The sequence below is a fragment of the Arcicella gelida genome (genome assembly GCF_034931025.1).
Classification (GTDB): Bacteria; Bacteroidota; Bacteroidia; order Cytophagales; family Spirosomataceae; genus Arcicella; species Arcicella gelida.
Genome location: NZ_JAYGIL010000049.1, coordinates 1 through 25416, shown reverse-complemented (window position 1 = coordinate 25416; position 25416 = coordinate 1). Strand labels below are relative to the sequence as shown.

Annotated in this window: 18 protein-coding genes; 11 read left to right on the top strand and 7 right to left on the bottom strand. The window is 34.4% G+C overall.

Annotated features, from left to right (window positions below):
- Window positions 1–318: 318 nt before the first annotated feature.
- Complete coding sequence (locus tag VB776_RS23645) at window positions 319–1998, bottom strand: PHP domain-containing protein (protein ID WP_323699316.1); 1680 nt, start codon at window positions 1996–1998, stop codon at window positions 319–321.
- Window positions 1999–2010: 12 nt separating this feature from the next.
- Window positions 2011–2526 (bottom strand): DUF4494 domain-containing protein, encoded by a 516-nt coding sequence (locus VB776_RS23640; RefSeq protein WP_323699315.1) that lies wholly within the window; start codon window positions 2524–2526, stop codon window positions 2011–2013.
- Between the two features lie 202 nt (window positions 2527–2728).
- On the opposite strand from VB776_RS23640, the gene VB776_RS23635 reads away from it, so the two are divergent.
- The 6 genes from VB776_RS23635 to VB776_RS23610 all read left to right on the top strand — a co-directional run bounded on the left by VB776_RS23635 (window position 2729) and on the right by VB776_RS23610 (window position 10944).
- Window positions 2729–3961 carry a hypothetical protein gene (locus VB776_RS23635; RefSeq protein ID WP_323699314.1) on the top strand — a complete coding sequence of 411 codons (1233 nt, stop codon included), beginning with the start codon at window positions 2729–2731 and terminating at the stop codon, window positions 3959–3961.
- A gap of 60 nt (window positions 3962–4021) precedes the next feature.
- Window positions 4022–5647 (top strand): hypothetical protein, encoded by a 1626-nt coding sequence (locus tag VB776_RS23630; RefSeq protein WP_323699313.1) that lies wholly within the window; start codon window positions 4022–4024, stop codon window positions 5645–5647.
- 327 nt (window positions 5648–5974) lie between these two features.
- A complete protein-coding gene (gene fumC / locus VB776_RS23625) occupies window positions 5975–7378 on the top strand; it encodes a class II fumarate hydratase (protein ID WP_323699312.1) in 1404 nt (467 codons plus the stop codon).
- A gap of 956 nt (window positions 7379–8334) precedes the next feature.
- A complete protein-coding gene (locus VB776_RS23620; RefSeq protein WP_323699311.1) occupies window positions 8335–9777 on the top strand; it encodes a ComEC/Rec2 family competence protein in 1443 nt (480 codons plus the stop codon).
- 230 nt (window positions 9778–10007) lie between these two features.
- On the top strand, window positions 10008–10586 hold the full coding sequence (locus tag VB776_RS23615; RefSeq protein ID WP_323699310.1) for an SH3 domain-containing protein: 579 nt from the start codon (window positions 10008–10010) through the stop codon (window positions 10584–10586).
- 154 nt (window positions 10587–10740) lie between these two features.
- Complete coding sequence (locus tag VB776_RS23610) at window positions 10741–10944, top strand: hypothetical protein (protein ID WP_323699309.1); 204 nt, start codon at window positions 10741–10743, stop codon at window positions 10942–10944.
- Window positions 10945–10960: 16 nt separating this feature from the next.
- On the opposite strand, the gene VB776_RS23605 is transcribed toward VB776_RS23610, so the two are convergent.
- Together VB776_RS23605 and VB776_RS23600 are read right to left on the bottom strand one after the other, a co-directional pair.
- Window positions 10961–11722, bottom strand: coding sequence for a LytR/AlgR family response regulator transcription factor (locus VB776_RS23605; protein ID WP_323699308.1), 762 nt, complete (start codon window positions 11720–11722; stop codon window positions 10961–10963).
- A gap of 96 nt (window positions 11723–11818) precedes the next feature.
- Window positions 11819–13978, bottom strand: a complete 2160-nt coding sequence (locus tag VB776_RS23600) for a histidine kinase (protein ID WP_323699307.1) — start codon at window positions 13976–13978, stop codon at window positions 11819–11821.
- Window positions 13979–14458: 480 nt separating this feature from the next.
- Here VB776_RS23600 and VB776_RS23595 point away from each other — a divergent pair, with 480 nt between their 5' ends.
- The gene (locus VB776_RS23595) at window positions 14459–17572 is read left to right on the top strand and encodes a glycoside hydrolase family 2 TIM barrel-domain containing protein (RefSeq protein ID WP_323699306.1); all 3114 of its coding nucleotides are present in this window, start codon (window positions 14459–14461) and stop codon (window positions 17570–17572) included.
- A 142-nt stretch (window positions 17573–17714) separates the two neighbouring features.
- On the opposite strand, the gene VB776_RS23590 is transcribed toward VB776_RS23595, so the two are convergent.
- The 3 genes from VB776_RS23590 to VB776_RS23580 form a co-directional block, all read right to left on the bottom strand.
- Window positions 17715–17981: a VF530 family protein gene (locus tag VB776_RS23590; RefSeq protein ID WP_323699305.1), complete on the bottom strand. Its 267-nt coding sequence runs from the start codon at window positions 17979–17981 to the stop codon at window positions 17715–17717.
- A gap of 113 nt (window positions 17982–18094) precedes the next feature.
- Window positions 18095–19018, bottom strand: coding sequence for a DUF4249 domain-containing protein (locus VB776_RS23585; RefSeq protein ID WP_323699304.1), 924 nt, complete (start codon window positions 19016–19018; stop codon window positions 18095–18097).
- Window positions 19019–19043: 25 nt separating this feature from the next.
- Window positions 19044–21398 carry a TonB-dependent receptor gene (locus VB776_RS23580; protein WP_323699303.1) on the bottom strand — a complete coding sequence of 785 codons (2355 nt, stop codon included), beginning with the start codon at window positions 21396–21398 and terminating at the stop codon, window positions 19044–19046.
- Window positions 21399–22008: 610 nt separating this feature from the next.
- Between VB776_RS23580 and VB776_RS23575 the strand changes: the two genes are divergently transcribed.
- The 4 genes from VB776_RS23575 (at window position 22009) to VB776_RS23560 (ending at window position 25309) form a co-directional block, all read left to right on the top strand.
- Window positions 22009–22215 (top strand): helix-turn-helix transcriptional regulator, encoded by a 207-nt coding sequence (locus tag VB776_RS23575; protein WP_323296909.1) that lies wholly within the window; start codon window positions 22009–22011, stop codon window positions 22213–22215.
- An 83-nt stretch (window positions 22216–22298) separates the two neighbouring features.
- On the top strand, window positions 22299–24200 hold the full coding sequence (gene nagB / locus VB776_RS23570) for a glucosamine-6-phosphate deaminase (RefSeq protein ID WP_323699302.1): 1902 nt from the start codon (window positions 22299–22301) through the stop codon (window positions 24198–24200).
- Between the two features lie 106 nt (window positions 24201–24306).
- The gene (locus VB776_RS23565) at window positions 24307–25146 is read left to right on the top strand and encodes a maleylpyruvate isomerase mycothiol-dependent enzyme family protein (RefSeq protein ID WP_323699301.1); all 840 of its coding nucleotides are present in this window, start codon (window positions 24307–24309) and stop codon (window positions 25144–25146) included.
- A gap of 1 nt (window position 25147) precedes the next feature.
- Window positions 25148–25309, top strand: coding sequence for a hypothetical protein (locus VB776_RS23560; RefSeq protein ID WP_323699300.1), 162 nt, complete (start codon window positions 25148–25150; stop codon window positions 25307–25309).
- Window positions 25310–25416: the final 107 nt, after the last annotated feature.

The following is a 25416-nucleotide window of genomic DNA, read 5'->3' as shown; positions in this document are numbered from 1 at the left end:
AAAGAATCCTACCAAAACCTTTATGCAACTCTGGACTGAATGTATTAATATATTCACCAAATGGACAAATATTCAAGTGTCTCATAATCAAATATTTACAAAAACCTTCGGGTAGAGTAACAATGAAGTATTGTAGTACAACAATGCTTTGAAAATAACCTTAAAAGGATAGTCAATTATAAAGGATTAAACGAAGAAAAATAGACTAGGGTTATTGAAAATAAAATCTCTCCAAAAATGTAAAGTTTTGACTGCATAAACACAAATGGCACAACCTAAGGTCATGCCATTTGTGTTTTTATCAATTATCTTAAGGATTTACTTCTTTAAATATGTTTCAATTTCTTGCAGATTCAAAGCATTGAATGTCATTTCTTTGGTTAAACCTCCTTTACGAGCCACTGCAACACCATAGTGCATATCAAAATATCCATCTTTTTCGTGTGCATCTGGATTGATAGAGAGTTTTACGCCTTTTTCTAAAGCGTATTGTATCCATCGCCAATCTAAATCTAAACGATAAGGACTGGCATTGATTTCAATAATTACATTATTAGCAGCGCAAGCATCTATCATCTTTTTATAATCAACTGGATAACCTGCTCTTGATAATAATAATCTTCCAGTTGGATGTCCGAGTATTGTTGTATAAGGATTTTCAATCGCTCCAATAATTCTTGACATGGCTTTTTCTTCTGTCATTTTCAGATTTTGATGAATTGAAGCAACGATATAATCAAAGCTTTTTAGTACATCATCTGGATAATCAAGAGAACCATCGCCCAAAATATCAGATTCTATGCCTTTTAGTATTTTAAAAGGTCTGTCAGTCATCAAAGCATAAGCTTGATTTAATTTATCAATTTCTGCGTGTTGCTCATAGACTCTTTCTTCCGAAAGTCCTTTGGCATAAGAAGCAGTTTTTGAATGATCAGCAATTCCCAAATATTCAAAACCTAATTCTCGGCAATAATCAGCCATTTCTTTTAAAGAATGTTTACCATCTGAATAAGTAGAGTGATTATGCAAAATACCTTTGAGTCCATCCCAAGTAATTAATTCATCATTTTGATGTTTTTGTACCCAATCAAATTCAAAATTACCTTCTCTCATTTCTGGAATGATATAAGGAATATTTACGCTTGCATAAATGGCTTCTTCCGAATCAAAAACTTGTTTCTGAACAGTCTTTAAAATGTTCTGGCTTGCCAAATGCTTTGGAGAAGCTGAGTAAATAAATACTTGGTTGACAAACTGAGCAGGCGAGCAAATAAGTACTTCAATATCAATGGCTTTTCCTTCAAAATGTCCTCTCCATGCAAAAGGAGAAGAAACCTTTTCATCTTGTTGTAAAGTAGGTAATGAATTGATAAGCTTTTGAACTTCCCAAGGTTTATCATGCCCTACGACTAATTGAATGGTTTCTACTATTTCATTTTTACGTCTGACATCGCCAACGATAGATACTTGTTCAAAATGCTTTTCTAGCTCATCGAATAATACTTGTGCCAACTCCTCTCCTTTCTCCATACGAAGTTTTCCTGTATTCGACTGTGCGTACAAAATAGACTCTTTAATAGTATTTTGAATTTTATCTCCAAAACCTTTCAATTTTGCTACTTCGCCATTTTCACAAGCTAAAAGCAATTCACGAGTATCAGTAATGTTGAGTTCTTGCCAAATTGTGCGTACTTTCTTGGGACCAATGCCTTTGATATTGAGCATATCCAATACACCTTCGGGCGTGCGAGCAAGTAATTCTGTTAATTCTTGTGTCGTTCCCGTTTGTCGGATTTCATCAATTTTTCCAGCAATACTTTTCCCAACACTTGGCAAAGTAGCTAACTGAGCTACCGACATATTCAATAAATCTTCGGTAGTTTTATCCAAAGCACGAACAGCAAAACCAAGGTTTTTGATTTTGAATTCGTTTTCGTCGTGTAATTCAAGCAGCTTTACCGAGAGTTCAAGTAAGGCGACAATTTCTTCGTTATTCATTACTGATTCAATTTATTGATTCGCTTGTTCTGATAATTTTGTTTCTTGTTCAGCCAAAACCTCCGCTACTGGTCTAAAATTCCCTTTTTTCAACAATTCATTTTCAGGAACGTAAGGACATACTTCCAAAATGGTTGTGAGATTTATGTCAGTAATCAGATAATCGTTCAGATTGCCTAAGTTTTTCACTAGAGCTTCATACACATCTTTAGGGTTATCAGCATTAATCAACATCATGTGTGGTACTTTCTTTTCTTTCTGTGTTTTTTCATCGAAAGTAATGTATTGTACCTTAGCTTTATACCAAACCTCCGAGCCGTTTTCTTCAAAGAAAACTTCGCTGAGCTTCATTTTAGCTAAATTAATCAACTGAAAATCAGGTGTATTACTTGCTACTACTTCAAACATTCTTGCTTCTGCTTCTGTATAAGAAACGGCATCCACTAAGTATGCTTCATTAATTGTTTTTAAAGAACCCGCTTCGTCTTCACGTTGGTAACGTATTTTACCTAAATACCAAGTTGCCATGTTTTGTTGTTTTAATTAAAGAACAAAACTATCAAGACTTCTGGAGGAATACAATTTGTGTGAGATAAGTTCTTGCAACCCTTGAATAGTTTTTAGCATCTATGCTTTCAAAGTAAAATCTTTATAGGCTGATTATCTTGATTTTATTCCTTAATTTTAATTACAGAATTTAATAAATCCTCTTCTAAAATTATTTAACAAAATGGAATCAACAAGCACATTAAGTCATCCATTACACACACATCAAAGTAAAACAAGTTTCGCTAGTCTTCTTTTAGGCATTCCAATTTATGTTTATGTTGTTGCTATTTGTTCATGTTTAGTCATCAGTGGTATTCTATGGGATATTGCTTGGCACATGACAATTGGCAGAGATGGACTTTTCTCTGCACCACATAACTTAATTTATATTGGTGCAGCTTTTGCAGGAATCATTTCAGGATTTCAAGTATTAAAAACTTCTTTTTGGGGAAATGCTACAGAAAAAGGTAAAATGGTAAATTTCTGGGGGATTTTCTATAGCTCATTAGGTGGAATGTTTTGTATTTGGGGAGGTTTTGCCGCAGGAACTTCTGCTCCTTTTGATGATTGGTGGCATAATACTTATGGTTTAGATGTTCAAATTTTTTCGCCTCCACATACTGTTTTGCTTTTAGGATTAATTTCAATTCAGATTGGAGCTATGATTATGGTTTTAGCCATTTTAAATAGAAAAGAAAAAATAGCGAGTTTAACTAAGGAACAAAACGAAGCAAGAAACATCCGTTTACGTTGGATTTTTATCTTTACCGCAGGCATGGTATTGGCAACTGCTTATACTTTTATGTTTGAATTTCTGGGAAGATGGAATATGCACGGTGCATTATTTTACCAAATAGGTTCGGCATTGTTTCCTTTATTAATTATTCCTTTTTCAAGAGCATCTGGCAGTAAATGGGGCGCTACTTATTCCGCTTTAATTTACATGATTTATTACATAGCCATCAATGCAACGCTTAGAATGTTCCCTGCTGAACCTTTGTTAGGCCCTATTGCTAATCCTGTTACTTTTTATCAGACAACAGCGTTTCCTCTATTGTTAGTTTTTCCCGCAATGGTGATTGATATATTGTTTGCAAAATTCGGAGCAAAAAATGATTGGGTTTTGGCTGTATTGATGGGTTTCGGCTTTTTAGCTACTTTCTTGATTATCCAATATCCAGCAGGAAATTTCTTGCTTGAATCACCTTATGCACGTAACTGGTTCTTCCAGTCAGACGCATGGTCGTATAGCAGTGGTGCAGATTGGGAATATCGTTACAAATTTGCTCCTTGGGATGTTACAGAAGGAATAGAAGCTTGGGCAAAAGGTGGTGGAATCGCATTATTACTTGGTATTTTATCGGCAAGAGTTGGTTTGCTTTGGGGGAAATGGATGCAGAAGGTTCAGCGATAGAGATGAGCTTTAGGTTAGGAACTTTTTAATTCTTTACAAGCCTTAAAAGAAAATTATACTATGAAAAATATATTGTTAAACAGTTTATTAATACTCTTAAGCCTTTGTTTTACTTATCCAATTCAAGCTCATATTGGTAGTTCGGGTGTTGTTTTTGAAGGAAATGCTGGTAAATATGCTTTGCAAGTATATGTTCAACCGCCAGATGTTATTCCTGGAACAGCAAAAGTAACAGTGATTGCAGATGCTAACGATATTCAGAAAGTAAATATCAAACCTATTTATTATTGGTTTGGTGATGAAGGTTCTCCACGTTCAGATGAAGCTTTTCCTGTAGCAAACCAAGCTGGACGTTACGAAGGACAAATCTGGTTGATGAATTCTGGTGCTGCCAGTGTACAAGTAGAAATAATCGGTAGTCGTGGTAAAGGGAGTTTGATAGTTCCTTTAGTTGCCATTGCTACTGCCAAACGAGCGATGTCTCCTTCCTTAGGTTGGATTTTAGCAGGTTTAGGTTTATTGTTAGTTGGTTTGTTAACAACCATTATTGGTGCAAGTACAAGTGATAGTTTACAAGCTGTTGGTGAACCAGTGAGTGGAACTACCATGAAAAAGAGAATCAAAGGTTCTGTAATTGGAGCAAGTTTTTGTGGTGTTTTACTTTTTGTAGGTAATAATTGGTGGAATGGTCTGACGGATGACTATCAAAGAAATCTCTATAAACCTTACACTGCCAACACAAAAGTGATAGAAGAAAATGGTGTTTCAGTTTTAAAATTAGAAATTGATAGCAATTCTGTACAAAGACGTTGGCTAAGCTATGCCATTCCTGATCATGGAAAATTAATGCACTTATTTTTAATTCGTCAAGGTACGATGGATGTTTTTGCACATTTACATCCTTCCAGAAAAGATACTTTAAATTTTGAGGCTCAATTACCTGATTTACCTGCGGGCAAGTATTTATTATATGCTGATGTCATGCGTTATCAAGGCGCACAATATACCATTGCCGATACTGTTGAAATCAACAAACAAATTAGTAATGGTAGCAATTCAAGTACTTTAAAAGACCCTTATGATGCCTACGCTATTACCAATCCATTAAATACCAAAGAAGCAAGTATCAAAAGTGATTTGATTACAATTTGTGGTACGCCCGGCGTGAAGACCAAATTACAAGATGGTTCAAGTATTGTTTGGGAAGAAGACCCGAATAAACCTTTAATGATGGGAAAAGTATATGATTTAAAGTTTAGTATCGTCAGTCCAGATGGAACAAAAGCCAAACTTGAGCCTTATTTAGGAATGATGGGACATGCCGCTATTGTAAAAGATGATGGTTCGGTTTATATACATTTGCATCCAACAGGAACAGTTTCAAGTACTTCTGTTTCAGTCATGCAAAAAAGACTTAATGAAACATCAACAAAGCCTTTTATTTTACCTACAACTGCTTTTAAAGATAGCGTAGATAAAGTCATGACAAAACTAAGCACGATGACAGAAGCTGAAAGAGATAATTTCTTGATGCCAAATATGTTACATACAAACGACAAAGCTGAACATCATAACACAGTAAACTTTCCTTACGTCTTCCCACAAGCAGGAAAATATAGAATTTGGCTACAAGTAAAAAGAAATGGTAAAATCCTGACTGGAACATTTGATGCGAAAGTGATGTAGGGTTTTGGGATTTTCGGATTTCAGCTATCGGATTTCAGACATCGGATTTTTGTTGTCTGCTTTCGGTCATCAGTAAAGAAAAAACTTAAAACCTAAAACCTGATGACCGAAAGCTGAAATCCGAAAACCGATTGCCGACATCCGACGACCGAAAGCCGAAAGCCAACATCCCAAAAACTGACCTTCATCATTTTACCACAAAAAAATCAAAAAAACATCCTACGTTTCCTTTTCATTTCTACCTTTGCAGTCAAGTTTAAACGGCGAATAAACTTGTAAAGTCTAAGCAAGTTTATTTACTCATTTTCATATTTTCAAAAGGTAGAAATGGAATACAGAATAGAAAAAGACACGATGGGCAAGGTACAAGTGCCTGCCAATGTTTACTGGGGAGCTCAAACGCAACGTTCAATTATGAACTTTCCGATTGCTCAAGACATCAACAAGATGCCAAAAGAAATTATCCGTGCGTTTGCCTATTTGAAAAAAGCGGCAGCTATCACCAATTTTGAGGCTGGTGTTTTGGCAGAAGATAAGAAAAACCTTATCGGACAAGTATGTGATGAAATCTTGGAAGGAAAGTTAGACGACCAATTTCCATTGGTAGTTTGGCAAACTGGTTCGGGAACGCAATCAAACATGAACTGTAATGAAGTAGTTGCTTATAGAGCTCACGTAATTAACGGTGGAAACTTGTTAGATGAAACAAAATACGTTCACCCGAACGATGATGTAAACAAATCGCAGTCGTCTAACGATACTTTCCCAACTGCCATGCACATTGCGGCATACAAAATCTTGGTTGAAGTAACGATTCCGGGCATTACCAAATTACGTAATACTTTAGACGCAAAAGCAAAAGAATTTAAGAATGTCGTAAAGATTGGTCGTACTCACTTTATGGATGCTACGCCTTTAACTTTAGGACAAGAATTCTCTGGTTATGTTTCTCAACTTGACCACGGTTTGCGTGCTATCAACAATACTTTAGCTCACCTTTCTGAATTAGCTTTGGGTGGTACAGCAGTAGGAACAGGTATCAACACGCCAAAAGGGTATTCTGAAAACGTAGCAAAACACATTGCTGCTTTAACAGGCTTACCTTTTGTAACTGCAGAAAATAAATTTGAAGCATTAGCGGCACATGATGCTATCGTAGAAGCACACGGAGCTTTGAAAACAGTAGCGGTTAGCTTAATGAAAATCGGTAACGATGTGCGTATGCTTTCTTCTGGTCCACGTTCGGGAATTGGCGAAATTTATATTCCAGATAACGAGCCGGGTTCGTCAATTATGCCAGGAAAAGTAAACCCTACACAATGCGAAGCCATGACAATGGTAGCGGCACAAGTAATGGGTAACGATGTAGCCGTTGGTATCGGTGGTTCGATGGGACACTTTGAATTAAACGTGTTTAAACCTGTAATGATTTACAACTTCTTACATTCAGCTCGTTTGATTGGTGATGTTTGTGTGGCGTTTAATGATAAATGTGCAGAAGGTATTCAGCCATTACACGAAAACATCAAGAAACACGTAAACAATTCATTGATGTTGGTAACAGCATTGAATACAAAGATTGGTTACTATAAATCGGCTGAGATTGCACAGACTGCTCATAAAAATGGCTCAACGTTAAAAGAAACGGCTATTGCTTTAGGTTACTTAACAGCGGAGGAATTCGATGCTTGGGTGAAACCAGAAGATATGGTTGGTGATATCAATGTTTAGTTTTGGCTGTATGCTTTAGGCAGTAGGCTGTAAGCTTTATGCTATTGCCACTGCTCGTGTCTCCACGAGCAATATTGCAGAGTAATTCAAAATCATAAAAATCCCCTTTACAGCGATGTGAAGGGGATTTTTGTTTTTAGGATAAACTTTTAAGGTTTGACAACTTTTGAAAAATTGTCAAACCTACCCCTCAAAAAATGACCATTTACAATTAAGAAATTGGTAATTACAATTGAAAAATGACTATTTACAGTTAAGAAACAGGTAATTACAGTTGAGAAATGACTATTTACAGTTAAGAAACAGGTAATTACAGTTGAGAAACGACTACTTACAGTTAAGAAACAGGTAATTACAGTTGAGAAACGACTACTTACAGTTAAGAAACAGGTAATTACAGTTGAGAAATGATTACTTACAATTAAGAAACAGATAATTACAGTTGAGAAATGACTACTTACAGTTAAGAAACAGGTAATTACAATTGAGAAACAGCCAACTACAGTTGAGAAAAGGCTAATTACAATTGAGAAACAGCCAACTACAGTTGAGAAAAGGCTAATTACAATTGAGAAACAGCTAACTACAGTTGAGAAAAGACTAATTACAGTTGAGAAACAGTCAACTACATTTGAGAAAAGGCTAATTACAGTTGATAATCAGACAATTACATTTAAGAAATATAGGTTTACAACTAAGAAATTACGTGTAGCGGTAAACCTTTACGGTTACCGTTTTTTGTATCTGTACTTTCACCAAACGGTAACCGCAAGGGTTACCGCTACCCCTTATCATAAGACAAAATACCGTATAATAAGTTTCTGGGAAATTGTTAGCTAATGGTTTGGGGATTTTGTGGAAAAATGGTAGGTTGCTACTTCATAATAGTAAATATTTCTACCATCATTAAAATGGTAAATGAAATTATAGTTTTAGACAATTAAATAGCATTAACGATGACATTTTCTCAAAAGTTTACGATTCATCCTGTTGGGCAAGGATTATTTTATAGTGGAATACTTAAAATTGGCACTAAAGTTAAATTTAGTATGGTATTCGACTGCGGAACTAAGTCTGTTGATAAAGCTATTCAAACAGAAATTGATTTATACAGAACTGAGACTAATATTAGTAGTACAAAGACACTTGATTTATTAATTATATCACATTTTGATAAAGACCATGTGAGTCATATTGAAAAATTATTGGATGGAAATATAAAAGTAAAAACTCTCATAATGCCTTTTATAACGTTTCAAGAGCGTTTATTTTTAGTGCTTAGATTTCTTAGTCAGTCAAAAGGCAATAATTCAAATAAAGAGTTTATAATTAAATTTATTCTTGATCCATTCGGTACTTTGAAGAATAATTTAGATGATAATTCTGAAATATATTTAATTGATGGTGAAGATTTAGGTAGCCCAATTCCTCAAATAGAAAATAGTAATCAGGATACTTATGATTTCAGTGAGAATGAAAGTTTTACAATTGTTTTTGAAGAAGGAGTTAAATCTGAGCTTGAGGATAAGGATATAGAAAAAACACGCTTTAAACCTAATGAAGCAAAAGTATATAAAGTCAATCATAGAAACAAAGGTACATTAAAGACCTCAATAGGGTTGGCATTAATGGAATTTCTATTTTATAAAAGAAATATTGGTGAAGAGGATAAAGATTTTTTTGATAAAATTGAAAAGTTATTTTTTGCTAAATATGCGTTACAACTATCAGATTTATCAGCAGAACACAAATTGGATAAAATTATTGAAATTATTAAAGGAATAAACTCATTTAAAGGTTCTGGGTTACAACAAATTTTTGTTGATGCACAGAAAGAAATAAGTAGTCAAGCAGACAAAATAAAAAAAGAGCCTTTAGAAGAAAAAGAACCACAATATTTAGATATAAAAGATTCCAATACAACCTCTCTTTGTTTATTACATAAAAATCTTATAAGTGGTTTATCTAAAAATCAGCAGAGTAGAACAACACAAATTCAAAAGTTTATGACTCCTCAAAATAGAGTTAATATACCTTGGTTTAATTACTATCATTATTCTCATTGGAGTAATAAAACTTTTCCAAATGTACTCTTAACTTCAGATACTTTTCTATTAAAGCCAGTTCAAGTAACCCCTTTTAGAGAGCACTATAAATATTATTGGAACGACTTTTGGCTTTTTCAAATTCCTCATCATGGTTCTGAAAAAAGTAGTGATAGTTTATTACATTCTAACATACCTTTAAGGGCTTACAATTTTATCAATTATGGTATTCCCAATACAGATAAGCATCCTGACCAAAGTGTGATTAAGGATTTAGTAGCTACTGGGCATTCTGTAAGATTAATACCTGTTACTCAATACCAAGGACTCTTTTTTGAATTGATTTATCCATGATTCTTACTAAGATATCCATATTAATGGTTCAATTATTAGTTCTGTTAGGAATAAAAATTAAAATTGTTGGTTACTTTAGAAATTTATTTGGAAGTTTGATAAAGTAGAATATGACTCTCATTATGAATAATTTTGTGAGAGATTTAAACTTTACATAAATTAGATGTTTAAAAGAATAAAGGATAAATTTGAAATGAACTTTAAATTATTTAGATAGAGTTATATAAATCATGAAAAATTACAAACATACAACTATAAATATCCAGTTTGTGATTAAAATAATAATAGTTATTTTAATCGCAAATGTTATTGAAATAGAATCTATTTATTCTCAAACCTATTCAACAACTACTACTGCAAATTGTGGAAAATGTGGTAAAACTGTATCGTCGAGTGCAAAAGTAGGCGATTCCTGTCCACACTGCGGTGTTCGATGGGGAAAAGAAAACAAAACAACAACTAATATAAAAAGCAATAAAAACTCAACAACTGGCTTAGATATAAACCCATTTGCATTGGATCAATATTCTTCACCAACTTTAGGTAATGATATAACTTCAAATCAGAGTAATCCTAGATCATACTCCAATGTTGGTGATTTATATGAATTAACAAATGTTGTTCGAAATTGTAATTTAAGATCAGCTCCTAATAATGAATCAGAGGTAATGATAAGATTACTGAAGAATTCAGAAATAACAGTAACTAAAAGAGTTGGAAGTTGGGTGAAGGTGCAATATTTAAGTAGAGAGGGTTTAGATACAAAATGGATACATGGTTGGATTCATGTATCAAATATTGTTCAGTAAATATAGGATATCTACGTGATTAGCTGATTGGAAAGACAACAATTAATCCATTGTTGAAGAAATATAGTATCGTCTATCTAAGTATGAGGCCCAAGCTCTTCCAAGTTTAAAAACTTGGAAGCTCAAATAAAAATCAGTCTCAGACTGATTTTTATTGTTATTACGAAGTCTTAGACTTCGTAAAGCGTGGGAAGCAATTCGTTTAAGCCCTTGTTGGAATTATTTCCAACAAGATGTGCGTAAGCAACACACCAACTTAATATTTTCATTCTCACTTCATATTTGGAGAGTTGCTTACGCTCGTTTCTTTGGAGAAAACTCCAAAGAAGGCGGAAAAAATAAATCTGAAATCCGATAACCAAAATCCAAAATCCCTAAATCTCCATCAATCGCTTTAAATTATCGTGGAATGAAACGCCTGTTTCTAATTTACTTCGTTTTTGGTCTTGCATTACCACTAAATATTTGCCGTTGAAATGTCTTTCTAATTCTTTAATTCTGGTAGCATTTACAATACACGAACGACTGATTCTGATAAAGCTGTCTGGTAGTTTTTCGCTAAGGTTGGCAATGGTATAATTGGTAATATGTTGTTTGCCATCGACGGTATTCAAAAATACATACTTATCATCAGCCTGAAAAAAGGCGATTTCGTGGAAAGCAATGATTAAAATTTTATCACCATTCTTTACAGAAATAGAATGAATTTCTTTTTTAGGTTTTAGTAATTCCGAAATCGTTTGAATACTCTCAGAAGAAAGTTTTAAAGATTGGTTTTCTGTAAATTTCAACAGTTTTTGCACCGTTCTATCTAACCTTGATTTTTCGATAGGCTTCAATAAATAATCTATAGAATTTTCTTCAAAAGCCTTCATGGCAAATTGGTCGAAGGCAGTAACAAATACCACAATCGGCATATAAGTAAGCTTTGCCAACATCTCAAAACCCGAAAGGATGGGCATTTCGATGTCTAAGAAAATTAAATCAGGCTTTAACTCTTCAATAATTTCCAAGCCCTCTTGTCCGTTCAAAGCCTCGCCAATGATGTCGAAAGTATCATCATAATCTTTCAAAAGTCTTCGCATTCGACTAATTGAAATCGGTTCGTCGTCTATGAGTATGGTTTTGTATTGCATGATTTTTGGATGTCGGATTTCGGATGTCAGGTTTCAGATTTCTGATTTCAATTTTTATTAATTTATATCTCAAAGCTCAAGGCTCATAACTCAAAGCTACAAAGGCAAATAAATCATTACTACCTTCTCTGGCTGATTTTTAATATCAATCGTTGCTTTATCACCGTAAACAATTTTTAGTTTTTCTTTAATACTTCTTAAACCAAAGCCTCCGCCGAAGGATTCGCCAAAATCTGGGCCGTTGTCGTGGATTTTTATTAAAATATTGTTTTCTGCTTCGCTGATTTTTACGGTAATAACGCCTGCACTGGCAATTTTTGAAATACCATGTTTGATAGCGTTTTCTACCAAAGGTTGTAACAAAAATCGGGGGATTTTTTCTTCCAAAATACTTTCTTCACAGTCAATTGAGTATGTTAGACGATGCCCAAAACGTACTTCTTCAATGGTTAAATAAGCTTTAATGATTTCTAATTCATCTGCCAAAGTATGAAAATTCTCTTCGGTGCGTCCTGTTGTGTAGCGAAACAATTTTGATAATTGAATTGTCATTTCTTCGGCTTTATCAGGTTTGTCGTGAATCAATCCTGCAATACTATTCAAAGAATTATACAAAAAATGTGGATTAATTCGGGCTTCCAAAGCATCTAATTGAGCTTTAGATTTTAGTTTTTCTAAATTCAATAATTGATACTCCTGTTCTGAAATCTTGCGAGTAATACTTCTTGTTTTGAGCCAGTAAATAAGATAAGCCCAACTAATCAACACAGGAAGAATAAAGTAAAAATAAATTGCAACCGTATTATCCATTTCCCAAAGGCTACCTTTTTCATTTTGAAAACTAAAAACCGAATGAAACAGATTACCAAAGAGTAAAGAACAACCCATTAAAGGAAAAATCTTTACCCAATCGATAGGAATTCTAATTTCGATAAAGTTTAAAAAGACATAAATTGCTGCAACAGAGGCAAAAGCACTTAAAAAAGTCAGATAAAATACTTTTGGGTAAATGTTGGAGAAATCAATCGGCAAATGGCTGATTTGTATCGTAAAAAAAATCACACAAGTAAAAGCATAAGCGACCAACAAACAAAAAACCACATTAAAAAGAACATCATAAGTAGGTTTTAATACAAATTCATGTTCTTTTCTTTCAAAAGGTTGAGTGTTTACAGCGGTTTTTCTTTCAGAAAAGTTAGGACTTTTTTTTTCCTCGTTTGGCTGAAACTCTTCTTTGGGAGTATTGTGCTTATTGGGTTGATAAGTATTACTAAAAATACTGTTTGTAATATCTATTTTGCCTGCTAAGGTTTTAATCGTTACGTTTGAGCCACCACCATTCAATTTTCCTCTGATACTTTGTTTGGTTTGATAACCCGAAAAATTAGTAAACATTGGCGTATAAACTCGACTGGCAGAGGCTTCTAAATCCATAGGATGCTCGAGTGGAAGACCAATTTTAATATTTCCGCCAGCAGTATCAAACCATGCGTACTGATTGATTTCATTTACTTCTGCTTTGATATTACCGCCTTTGGTACTTGCTCCGATATTTCCATTAACATTTTTCAAATAAATGTTTCCGCCTGCGGTATTACATTCTAAAAAACCATTCACATTAAAGACTTCAATGTTTCCGCCCCAACTTGAACAATGAATATTGCCTTCATGGTGTTGGATATACATATTTCCGCCTTTGGTATCAATATTAATATCAGCTTTATTGGCAGCTACAAAGATATTTCCGCCCATTGTGGAGGCATTGATTCTGCCTTCGCATTTGGATAAATTGATATTTCCACCCATTGTTTTGCCTTCAACATTTCCTTTGGTGTTTTCGGTAGCAATATCTCCGCCCCAAGTAGAAAAAGCATGATTGCCTTCAAGATTTTTTAAAGCTATTTTTCCCCCATAAGTTTTTGAAGAGGAATTAATAGACGCTGGCAAGTAAATTCTGAAAGAGGTTTTCTGGAAATTAAACCAGTTGTAAATATTAAGATAATTGGGTTTTGAATAAATATGTAACGTATCGTCAACCACGTTCATTGATAAGTCATGAGCCTCAAAATCGAACTCCAATAAAGGGTCTTTGATGATAAAAAAAGTAAACAAACTGCGAACCGTAGCAAATATTTCTACTTTAATGAAATTTTCATCATGACCAACTATCTCTATATCGCCAGAGAAAGTTTTGAGTTGAAGATTTTTTAGGTTTTCAACTTCGTATTTTTTGGTAATTACTGGTTTATAGTCCATTTCTCAGAAAACATCAGCCTATGCGAATGATGCAGGTTTAAATTTAATGAATTGTTTTGATTAGATTTTAGTAATCGGTCGTCAGCATTCAGAAATCGGCTATCACATTAAATGTTTCGCCCACTATTTCATCATTGCTTATTTGTACTAGACCAATACTAAAAAATTTTTGTTTATTTACTGATTCAAAACAACTACTGAATCATGTTTTTTAGAAATGCTTTCCGATAGATTGATTTATTTTGAAGATGAAATTTATTTTTTTGAGGATAAAAATGTCGTTTACTTTCTATAAAAAGTACTTAGTTTGATGAAGCCAATGTTGATTTACAAGATTCACAAAACACTTGAATAGTAAAATAGTAATATTTTTTTGGTTTTTGGGAGTATAAATAAAGCTACTCTTGCATCTAATAAGTATAATGTAGATTTACTGAACTTATAATCTTACACAAAACACAAAATAAAATCTTAACAACAATGAAAAAACTATTGCTATTAAGCATATTAATCGCTCAGGTTGGCTTCTCCCAAAGTCAGAATTCATGGGAAAATCCAGCGGTGGTAGATATACACAAAGAGCCAGCCCATACCGATTTTATAGTTTATGAGAACAAACAAACGGCACTTGAAAATGATTATGCAAAATCGCCTTTTTATCAATCTTTAAACGGTACTTGGAAATTCAATTTTGCACCTTCTATCGAAAAAAGTCCTAAAAACTTCTTTGCCACCAATTTAGACGACAGTCAATGGAATGATTTAAAAGTACCTTCAAACTGGGAACGCAAAGGTTTTGGAACGCCGATTTATACCAACATTATTTATCCATATCCTAAAAATCCGCCATTTATTGGTGGCGACAATCCCGTAGGAAGCTACCGCAGAAATTTCACCGTGCCAAGTACTTGGGATGGTCGTGAGATTTTATTGCATTTCGGTTCAATCACAGGTTATGCTGTTGTATATGTAAACGGAAAAGAAGTAGGAATGACGAAAGTATCAAAATCGCCAGCGGAATTTGATATTACGCCTTACTTACAAAAAGGAAATAATTTATTGGCGGTACAAGTATATCGTTGGCATGATGGAAGTTATCTTGAAGACCAAGATTTTTGGCGTTTGTCGGGAATCGAACGTGATGTATTTATGTATGCTTTGCCAAAAACTAGTCTTTGGGACTTTTTCTTGAAAGCTGATTTAGATAAAAATTATATCGACGGCTTGTTCAGTGCTTCAGTTTCACTTCGCAAATTTGGTGAAAGTAATATCCAAGCAGGAACAGTTTTAGCTGAAATTCAAGATAAAACTGGTAAAACGATTTTCTCGAAACAAGTAGCTGTAAAACCTAATACTTTAGCCGTAAATATCGACGGAAAAATCGCCAATCCAGCCAAATGGAGTGCAGAATTTCCGAATTTATACGATTGTATTCTTACTTTGAAAGATACAAAAGGGAATATTTTAGGAGTGACGAGTACAAAAATAGGTTTCAGAAAAATTGAAATCAAAAATGCTCAATTAATGGTAAATGGCGTACCTACTTTGGTACATGGTGTAAATCGCCACGAACACGACCCTGTGGAAGGACACGTACCAAACCGTGAATTGATGTTGAAAGATATTCAATTGATGAAACAATTTAACATTAATTCAGTAAGAAACAGCCACTATCCAAACGACCCTTATTGGTATAAACTTTGTGATGAGTACGGATTGTATGTAGTTGATGAAGCCAACATCGAAACGCACGGAATGGGTGCAGAATGGCAAGGAAAATTTGACCAATCGAAACATCCAGCTTATTTACCACTTTGGGCAGAAGCTCATAAAGACCGCACAGTTCGTTTATTTGAACGTGATAAAAACCATCCTTCAGTGATTATTTGGTCTTTAGGAAACGAATGTGGTAATGGTCCAGTTTTTTATGAAACCTATAAATGGTTGAAAGAAAAGGATTCTACTCGCCCTGTACAATCAGAACAAGCAGGAGAAAATTCCAATACAGACATCGTTTGTCCGATGTACCCTGAGATTTCAACTATGGTAGCTTATGCACAAGATGCTACTAAAACACGACCATTTATTATGTGTGAGTACTCGCACGCAATGGGAAATAGTAATGGTAACTTCCAAGAATATTGGGATATTATAGCCAGTTCAAAACACATGCAAGGTGGTTTTATTTGGGATTGGGTTGACCAAGGAATGCAAACAGCTACCACAGACGGCAGACCATTTTTCGCTTATGGTGGCGATATTGGAGGATATTATTTACAAAACGATGAAAACTTCTGTGCCAATGGTGTTGTAGCTGCCGACCGCTCGCCACATCCAGGTTTATTTGAAGTGAAAAAAGTATATCAGTCGATTTTATTCAAGAAAAAAGACCTTGCTAAAGGCGATATTATTGTTCAAAATATTTTTGATTTTACCAATTTAGATACTTATCAATTCAAATGGATTTTATCTAAAAATGGGATAGCTCAAAAAGAAGGAGATTTTGCCGTTTCGCTTGCTCCTAAGCAAGAAAAAGAAATTCACTTGCCAATTCCTGCTATTGATAATCAAGCTGAATATACTCTTTCGGTATTTGCCTTTACCAAAGTAGCAAGTGCTTTAGTACCTGCTGGACATGAAGTGGCTCGTGAACAATTTGTTTTAGGTGAGCAATCGTATTTTGAAATTGCTGCTAAAACTCCAGTAAAAGCTGGCGTACAAATCACTCGTGAACAGAATAAAGTTCGTTTTACGGCAGGTGAAATCACTGGTGAATTTGACACTAGAAGAGGACAATGGACAAAATATGGTTTAAGTTCTAATAAATCTGTCATCCAACAGTTTCCAGAACCGTATTTTTGGAGAGCTTGGACAGACAACGATTTTGGCAATGATATGCCTGTAAATTTAGGGATTTGGAGAAACGCACACGTAAACAAAACCTTGAAAAACGTAGAAGTAGGCGAGCAACAAGCTGATGGAAGTTTGCAAATCACGGTTAATTATGAGCTTTCAGGTATTAATGTTCCATATACAACGGTTTATCAAATTCAAGGAGATGGTTCTGTAAAAGTAACGGCTACGATGGATATGGGCAATCGTAATTTACCAGAACTTCCACGTTTTGGGATGAGATTACAATTGAATAAAGCTACCGACCAATTAAGTTATTATGGGCGTGGTCCTTTAGAAAATTACAGTGACCGCAAAACAGCTTCTTTTTTAGGTGTTTACGAAGAATTAGCTCCTAAAACTTTGATGAGTAATTACATTCGTCCGCAAGAACATGGTTATCATACCGATACTCGTTGGTTGAAAGTTGTAAACGAACAAGGTCAAGGCTTACAAGTAGAAGCTCCGCAAGCTTTTTGTTTTAGTTTATTGCCATTCAAAGCAGAAGATTTAGACCCGGGCAATACTAAAAAACAACAACACCCAACGGACATAAAGATTCGTGATGAAAATACTTTGCATATCGACTTAAATCAGCGTGGTGTTGGTGGCGATAATAGTTGGGGAGAATTGCCACACAAACAGTACAGAATGTTAGATAAAAAATATTCGTACACTTATGTGATTAAATTGATTAATTAGACTTTAGGACTTTAGGACTTTAGGACTTTAGGACTTTAGGACTTTAGGACTTTAGGACTTTAGGACGAAAAAATCCCGAAAATGAATGGTTCATTTTCGGGATTTTTTTATCAATCTATTTATGAAGTAAAAAAGCTAATGCCTAAATCTCATTGTTTTTAGTCGCTTTAAGTTTTTCAGCTTTGGCAATGTCTCTTAAACTTTTCATGTAAAGCAATTCTACTTTTGTTCTTGCCCAAGGAGTTTTTCTTAAAAAAGACAAGCTTGATTTTACGTTTGGGTCATAATTAAAACAACGAATATTGATTAATTCTCCTAATTTTTCCCAACCGTAATAAGCCACCAAATGGTTCACGATATTTTCTAAGGTTACTCCATGTAATGGATTATTTTTTTGCTTGGTTTCCATATTTTTATTTTTTGGTCTGCTATCGGCTATCAGTCGTCGGGTTTCAGTAATTGTAAAAAACCGAAACTGAATAGCCGAAAGCCGACGACTGAAAGCCATACTAAGCTACAAATCTAATCATTAAATTCTTTCACCGCTTTATTTTTATCAATTGTGACTTCCAAAGAAGTAACAGCAGAAGTACCAAACCAGCCAGCTGCTTGTTTTTTTGAATTTGGATTGGTATTATTCACATTACATGGGATTCTAGCCGCAGGTGTTGCAAACAAGCCTGAATTGTTTAATTCTGTACGTAACTGAGTCCAAAAATCAAAATGAGCTTCTGTGATTGAGCTAAGTTCAACCTTCAACTTATCATTTTCTGCATATAATTCTGGAGAAATAGCACGACGAAGCGGTAAAATAAACATCAATCCATCTCCAACGCTACTTTTGTTTAGTAATGCATCATAAGCAATAACTATATTTTCTGCCCCACTGAACAATTTACCATTTTTATAAACTTTTACTCTATAGCAATCCCCTACTCCGACAAAATCCTTGGCATAAAAATTAGCATCGTAGCCTTCTTTCGGTTTGTCATCACCTGATTGATTTAAGTTAGGACTATCTTCATATTTATAAACGATAGAATCGATTTTAGGAACTCTTTTCAATTCAGAAACTGCTTGAAAAGTTTCACCTTCGGCTTCAATTCTTAAAGTATAAGTTTTGCCGATTACACCCATTATTTCAGTAGAGCTTGAAGGAGTCCAAACGTATTTACCTTCATTCTTCAAGTCTTTGAATTCATAAATCTTACCCGTATTATCAGTTACTTTAACCACAGCATTTGTAATAGCTCTTGGCGTTGTGCTACTCAATAAAGCTTGAGATTCACTCAGTTTAATAACTTGTTCACCCGCTACATCCGTTATTGTTCCTTCTACTACTAAATACTTTTCAGTTTCAGGAACATTTAAGTCAATGACATCCTCACAACTCATCAGTGAAATGCCAAGAAATAAGGAAAATATAGTTTTAATAATTGATTTCATGATTGATACTGTTAAAGTTTCGATGTTAGAATTTAAAGTTGTACGTTACAGATGGAATAAATGAGCCAATAATTGATAAACGTACCGCTTCATTTTGAACAACACTTGTTGGTGACTGTGCCGCTTCGCCTGCAGTTTGTTCTTTAGGTCTTGTATAAATTGAAAATGGATTTCTACGATTGTACAAATTATATACCGAGAAAACCCATTCAGATTCACCTTTTCCGAACAATGCTTTTTTATTCTTTTTGGTCGCTGAAATATCTAAACGATGGTAAGAAGGTACTCTTACATTTCCTCTAACACCATTATCGGTAATGCTATAAGTTAAGTCTTCGTAAGTACCTTGTCCTTTGCCTAAAGAGTAAGGCACACCAGAAATAAAAGCGAAATTTCCGCCAAAACTCCATTTCTTGTTAACCTCATATTGAGCCACTACGTTTAAAGTGTGCATACGGTCATAACGATTTGGATACCAATTACTGTTGTTCAATCCTTCAACTAAGCGTTCGGTACGAGCCAATGTATAACTTACCCAACCTGTTAATTTGCCTTTATTTTTCTTTCCGTACAATTCTAAACCGTAAGCACGACCTTTACCAAACATCAAATCTTTTTCAAATTCTGGATTTAAGAACAAATCGGCACGGTCAGAATAATCAATTTGGTTTTTCAAATCCTTGTAATATACTTCTACCGAAGTTTCGTATTCATTATCACCTAAATTTTTGAAATATCCCAAAGCTACTTGGTCGATTAACTGAGGTTTGATATTATTCGTGCTAGAAGTCCAAACGTCCAAAGGCGTTGAAGCAGCAGTATTAGAAAGCAAGTGAATATACTGAGCCATACGGTTATAGCTGGCTTTGATAGAACTCGTTTCACTAGTTTCTAACTTCATGCTAAATCTTGGCTCAAAGTTTTGATAACTTTGTAATACTTTATTCGGATCGTTTGGTTTGGTACTAATATCATAACCAGAAGGAAATTCATCTGAAATACCAACTTTTACTCTTTCATAATATACATCTTCTTTACTGGTATAATCATATCTTGAAAAGCGGATACCATATTGAAAGGATAATTTTGAAGAAACCTTCATTTCATTTCCAACATAAGCAGAATACTCTACTGCATTTTTAGGAGCAGAGCCAAAAGTACGTTTATCTCCGTTTGAACTTGCCGTAGCCGAACCAGGCGTAAAATCATAATTCAATACTTGTCCGCCAAAAGTCAAAGTGTTTTCTGGATTGATATAATAAGTAAAATCTGGTTTGAAACTTAGGTTTTCAACATTAGAAGTCCATCTGAAAGCATTGTTTGGTCGTTTATTAGCCAAATCAGAGTCTAACAAATAATCGTAATTACTGTAAAAAACTGTAGAATTTAAGAATAATTTCGAGCTAAATACATGATTCCAACGAGCAGAAAGCGTGCTGTTTCCCCAATTGAACCCAAAGTCATTTCCAAAAACATCTCTTCCGAAATAACCTGAAAGGAAAACAGTATTATTTTGATTGATATTATAATTTACTTTGGCTGTTAAATCATAAAAACTAAATTTTGAATCGGCATTATCACCCGTTAAAAAAGGTTTTGCCAAAACATCAATATAAGAACGACGAGCCGCTACGATAAACGAAGCTTTGTCTTTTACAATAGGAGCTTCAATAGAAAGGCGACTAAAAATCACACCAATTCCACCATTTACTTCTAGTTTTTTGGCATTTCCTTCTTTCATTTTTACATCTAGAATTGATGCCCCACGTCCACCATATTGAGCAGGAATTCCACCTTTGATGAGCTTCACATCCTTCACAGCATCTGGATTAAAAATAGAAAAGAAACCGAAAAGGTGAGATGAATTATACACTGGGGCATCATCCAAAAGAATCAAGTTTTGGTCAACTCCACCTCCACGCACGTTAAAACCACTTGCACCTTCGCCAACAGTAGAAACACCCGGTAATAGCTGAATAGCACGTACTAAATCAACCTCGCCCAATAAAGCAGGGATTTTCTTAATAGTTTTCATGTCTATTTTATTGACAGACATTTCTATCGCTTGAACGTTATCGTCTTCACGCTTAGCGTTCACAACAACTTCCGCTAATTCTTGCCCGTCTTCCTGTACTTCAACGTTCAAAGTAACATTTTGGTCAATTAATTTGATGTCTTTAATCGCTTTGCGGTAGCCAACTGAGCTAATGATTAGTGAGTAATTGCCTTTAGGAAGTGTTAAAGAATAGAAACCGTAGGTATTTGTGGTGGTACCTGTCATTAATTCCTTCACAAAAATGGATGCACCAATCAAGCCTTCTCCATTTTTATTGTCTTTTATGTAGCCACTGACAGTTAATTTATCTGACTGGGCAAACATTTCAAACGGTAAAATTAATAGTATCAGTAAGGATTTTCGAATAAGGTTTATCATAGACTGAAATTGGAAATGTGAAATTTAAAGTTAGGAATATGTTAGTACTTTAGAAACTCAAGAAATCAATTTTGGTTTTTAGTTTTTTTCTAATTGAAGGCATTTTAGCTTATTCTTTTTTTAGGACATTACGAAATATCAAAAACACAATCTTCTGATTTACTTTACCTTGCAGTAATACATTCAGCTTTTCTTCAAAACTTGTTAGCTTTTTCTTAAAGAAAATCAGCAAAAACCCTCTTTATTTTTATCTTAAAAATGGGTATAAATTCATAAAAATATCGCTTTTTAGATAGATTTTATAAAAATATAACCAAGGCGATTCATTTGAATAATGCAAAACTACTTCTCTTTATGATGAAAGAAACAGAAGTATGTGATGAATGGCAATTTCTTTAATCTGACAGCCAAAAGTAATTCTACCCCTATACATAATGATAAATTAACAAAAGCAATTAATTAATTTAACATATCGGAAACATATTGCCGAATAATAATTTTAATTTCAAATAATAATTGTATATTTGCAAAAATATCAGTAAAATAATTCTGAAATATGAATCTCGAACAATTAGGCAGTGTTATCCGTGAAAGACGTAATACTCTTTCCCTTAGCCAAGAAAACCTCAGTGAAAAAAGTGATGTTGCTATCAAAACCATTCACTCTATCGAATTAGGTAAGGCTAACCCTTCAATAAAAACACTTAATAAAATCCTAGATAATCTAGGGTTAGAGGTAATTGTAGTTAGTAAGAAGGAATAAGAATCTCATTATTATTTGTGTTTTAACACGAAACAAGCCATAAAATATCATACAAATCTTTCTAATTTTCAAATTGATTTAACATGGAACAAGCCATTAGTTACGAACGTATTCCGACTATTATTTATGCTGATTCAGATGCTGCATCTCGGGCAATTGCTCATGAAATCGCTGGCATTATTCGTCAAAAAAGTATTGAAGGTAAACCCGCAGTTTTAGGTTTAGCAACGGGTTCTTCTCCTAAAAAAGTATATGCTGAGCTGATTAGAATGCACCGTGAAGAAGGTTTAAGTTTCCAGAATGTAGTTACTTATAACCTTGATGAGTACTATCCGATGCAACCAGATTCTGTACAGAGTTATGTACGTTTCATGCGTGAACAACTTTTTGACCATGTTGATATTCCTTCGGGTAACTGGCATTTACCAGACGGAACTTTACCGCTTGAAAAATTAGGAGAATTTTGTAAAGATTACGAAGCACAAATTGAACGTTATGGAGGTTTAGACTTCCAGTTATTAGGAATTGGTAGAAACGGACACATCGGTTTTAACGAACCTGGTTCATTGATTAATTCAAGAACTCGTTTGATGACACTTGATTTAACAACCCAAATTGACGCTGCTGGCGATTTTGGTGGTTTAGCCAAAGTATCAAAGAAAGCTATTACAATGGGTGTCCAAAAAATCATGGAAGCCAAACGTGTAGTTTTATTAGCTTGGGGTGAACACAAAGCAACCAACGTTGCTCGTGCCGTTGAAGGTTCTGTAAGTTCAGATGTTCCAGCTTCTTATTTACAATTACACGAAAATGCTTGTTTCGTTATTGATACTTCGGCAGCTTCGCAATTGACAAGAATGAGAACACCTTGGATGGTAGATGCTGTGAATTGGGACAGACCAATGATCAAAAAAGCTGTTATCCATTTAGCATTGACGGTTAATAAGCCAGTTTTAAAATTGACCAATTCAGATTATAACGAAAATGGTCTCTCAGATTTATTGGCATTATACGGACAAGCTTACGATATTAATATTGAAGTTTTCAATTATTTACAACATAGTATAACGGGTTGGCCAGGTGGAAAACCAAATGCGGATGATTCTAACCGACCAGAACGTGCATATCCAGCAAGAAAGAAAGTAATTATTTTCAGTCCACATCCAGACGACGATATTATTTCGATGGGTGGTACTTTCCAACGTTTACACGACCAAGGTCATGATGTACACGTAGCTTACCAAACTTCTGGAAATATTGCCGTTGCCGATGATGAAGCTCTTCGTTTTGCGGAGTTTGTAGTTGACTTCAATGAAAGATTTGAAGCAAACAACGCAAAAGCAAATCGTATTTATCGTGAAGCAGCAAAATTCCTGAAAGCAAAAAAAGATTCAGAAATTGATACGCCAGAAGTACGTTATATCAAAGGTTTGATTCGTAGAGGTGAAGCCAAAAATACTTGTCGTTACGTAGGCATCAAAAAAGAAAATATTCATTTCTTGGATATGCCTTTTTATGAAACGGGTACTGTTCAGAAAAATCCAATTGGTGAGGCCGATGTAGAAATTGTCTTGAATTTAATTGAAGAAATTCAACCGCATCAAATCTATGCCGCTGGCGATTTAGCCGACCCACATGGCACACACAAAGTATGTTTGGATGCTATTATTCAGGCAGCACAAAAATTGAAACATCGTGAGTACATGAACAATTGTTGGATTTGGTTGTATAAAGGTGCTTGGCAAGAATGGGATATTGACCAAATCGAAATGGCTGTACCAATGTCGCCTGACCAAGTTTTGAAAAAACGTTATGGTATTTTCAAACATCAATCACAAAAAGATGGTGTTCCTTTCCAAGGTTCAGACGATCGTGAATTCTGGCAACGTGCTGAAGACAGAAACAGTAACACAGCCAAACTTTATAATAAACTTGGTTTAGCAGAATACGAAGCGATGGAAGCTTTCGTAAGATGGAAGATTTAATATTACAATTCATCAGTAAAAGGTTGGCAAATTCATTTTGTCAACCTTTTTATTTTTACATCGAAGCCAAAAAAATTGATTAAATTGAAAATCTAAAACTAAAGCCATGACACAAACAAAGCCAATTTTTACGGTTGACCTTTTACCAAAACTTGATGAAAAGTTAATCGAAGTACTTGAGTCACTTTCTCCACAAGATTGGGAAAAACAAAGTATTGCCCCACTTTGGCGAGTAAAAGACATTGCTGTGCATTTGTTAGATGGAAATATCAGGGCATTATCAATGCTGAGAGACCAATATTTTGGCGTAATTCCTGAAAGCATTAATTCATATCAAGATTTACTAGATTACCTGAATAAACTAAATCATGATTGGGTAATGGCAATGAAACGAGTAAGTCCAAAAATCATCATTGAACTACTCACATCAACTGGAAAGGAATACTGCAAATACCTAAAAACTCTTGAACCTTTCCAGCCAGCAACATTTTCTGTTGCTTGGGCTGGTGAAGAACAATCGTCAAATTGGTTTCATATCGCAAGAGAATACACAGAAAAATGGCATCATCAACAACAAATTAGGTTTGCTGTTGGGCAAACGGCTGAACTTTATACCAAAGAGTTTTACTTGCCATATTTAGAAACCTCTATGCAGGCTTTACCTCATCATTACAGAAATATAGAAGCATCCAAAGGAGAAATAATAAAATTCAGCGTCAACGGTGATGGCGGTGGAGATTGGTTTCTTGAATTTGATGGAAAACAATGGTATTTAGTACCAAATCCTTCTCAAAAACCTGTTACCGAAGTAATGATAGAAGGAGAAATTGCTTGGAGAATTTTTACAAAAGGAATAAATAAACAAAGAGCTGCCAAACACATAAGTATTAAAGGGAACCAATTATTCGGTGAAAAAATACTTGATATGTTGGCAGTAATGGCATAAAATGATACATTTTGATAAGATAGATTACCTAAAATATGGGAATGAGAAACAGCAAAAAGCTTTTCAAATATTGAGTAATTATGCAATTTTTGAAATATTAGTAACATTCAATCCTATTTTAGTGGGAACAATTCCGATTGAAATAGATATTGGCTTCCCTTGAAAATTGTTTTTCGATATTGCTTTACGATAAAATCCACTCATGTTCTGGGTGGATTTTTGCTTTCATCTGAGGTGCTTTATTTAAAAAATACAATTTTGTTTGATTTT

Excerpts from the sequence above, each read along its gene's own strand:
- VB776_RS23645 (WP_323699316.1), bottom strand. The coding sequence starts at position 1,998 with ATGAATAACGAAGAAATTGTCGCCTTACTTGAACTCTCGGTAAAGCTG.
- VB776_RS23640 (WP_323699315.1), bottom strand. The coding sequence starts at position 2,526 with ATGGCAACTTGGTATTTAGGTAAAATACGTTACCAACGTGAAGACGAA.
- VB776_RS23635 (WP_323699314.1), top strand. The coding sequence starts at position 2,729 with ATGGAATCAACAAGCACATTAAGTCATCCATTACACACACATCAAAGT.
- VB776_RS23630 (WP_323699313.1), top strand. The coding sequence starts at position 4,022 with ATGAAAAATATATTGTTAAACAGTTTATTAATACTCTTAAGCCTTTGT.
- fumC (WP_323699312.1), top strand. The coding sequence starts at position 5,975 with ATGGAATACAGAATAGAAAAAGACACGATGGGCAAGGTACAAGTGCCT.
- VB776_RS23620 (WP_323699311.1), top strand. The coding sequence starts at position 8,335 with ATGACATTTTCTCAAAAGTTTACGATTCATCCTGTTGGGCAAGGATTA.
- VB776_RS23615 (WP_323699310.1), top strand. The coding sequence starts at position 10,008 with ATGAAAAATTACAAACATACAACTATAAATATCCAGTTTGTGATTAAA.
- VB776_RS23605 (WP_323699308.1), bottom strand. The coding sequence starts at position 11,722 with ATGCAATACAAAACCATACTCATAGACGACGAACCGATTTCAATTAGT.
- VB776_RS23600 (WP_323699307.1), bottom strand. The coding sequence starts at position 13,978 with ATGGACTATAAACCAGTAATTACCAAAAAATACGAAGTTGAAAACCTA.
- VB776_RS23595 (WP_323699306.1), top strand. The coding sequence starts at position 14,459 with ATGAAAAAACTATTGCTATTAAGCATATTAATCGCTCAGGTTGGCTTC.
- VB776_RS23590 (WP_323699305.1), bottom strand. The coding sequence starts at position 17,981 with ATGGAAACCAAGCAAAAAAATAATCCATTACATGGAGTAACCTTAGAA.
- VB776_RS23585 (WP_323699304.1), bottom strand. The coding sequence starts at position 19,018 with ATGAAATCAATTATTAAAACTATATTTTCCTTATTTCTTGGCATTTCA.
- VB776_RS23580 (WP_323699303.1), bottom strand. The coding sequence starts at position 21,398 with ATGTTTGCCCAGTCAGATAAATTAACTGTCAGTGGCTACATAAAAGAC.
- VB776_RS23575 (WP_323296909.1), top strand. The coding sequence starts at position 22,009 with ATGAATCTCGAACAATTAGGCAGTGTTATCCGTGAAAGACGTAATACT.
- nagB (WP_323699302.1), top strand. The coding sequence starts at position 22,299 with ATGGAACAAGCCATTAGTTACGAACGTATTCCGACTATTATTTATGCT.
- VB776_RS23565 (WP_323699301.1), top strand. The coding sequence starts at position 24,307 with ATGACACAAACAAAGCCAATTTTTACGGTTGACCTTTTACCAAAACTT.
- VB776_RS23560 (WP_323699300.1), top strand. The coding sequence starts at position 25,148 with ATGATACATTTTGATAAGATAGATTACCTAAAATATGGGAATGAGAAA.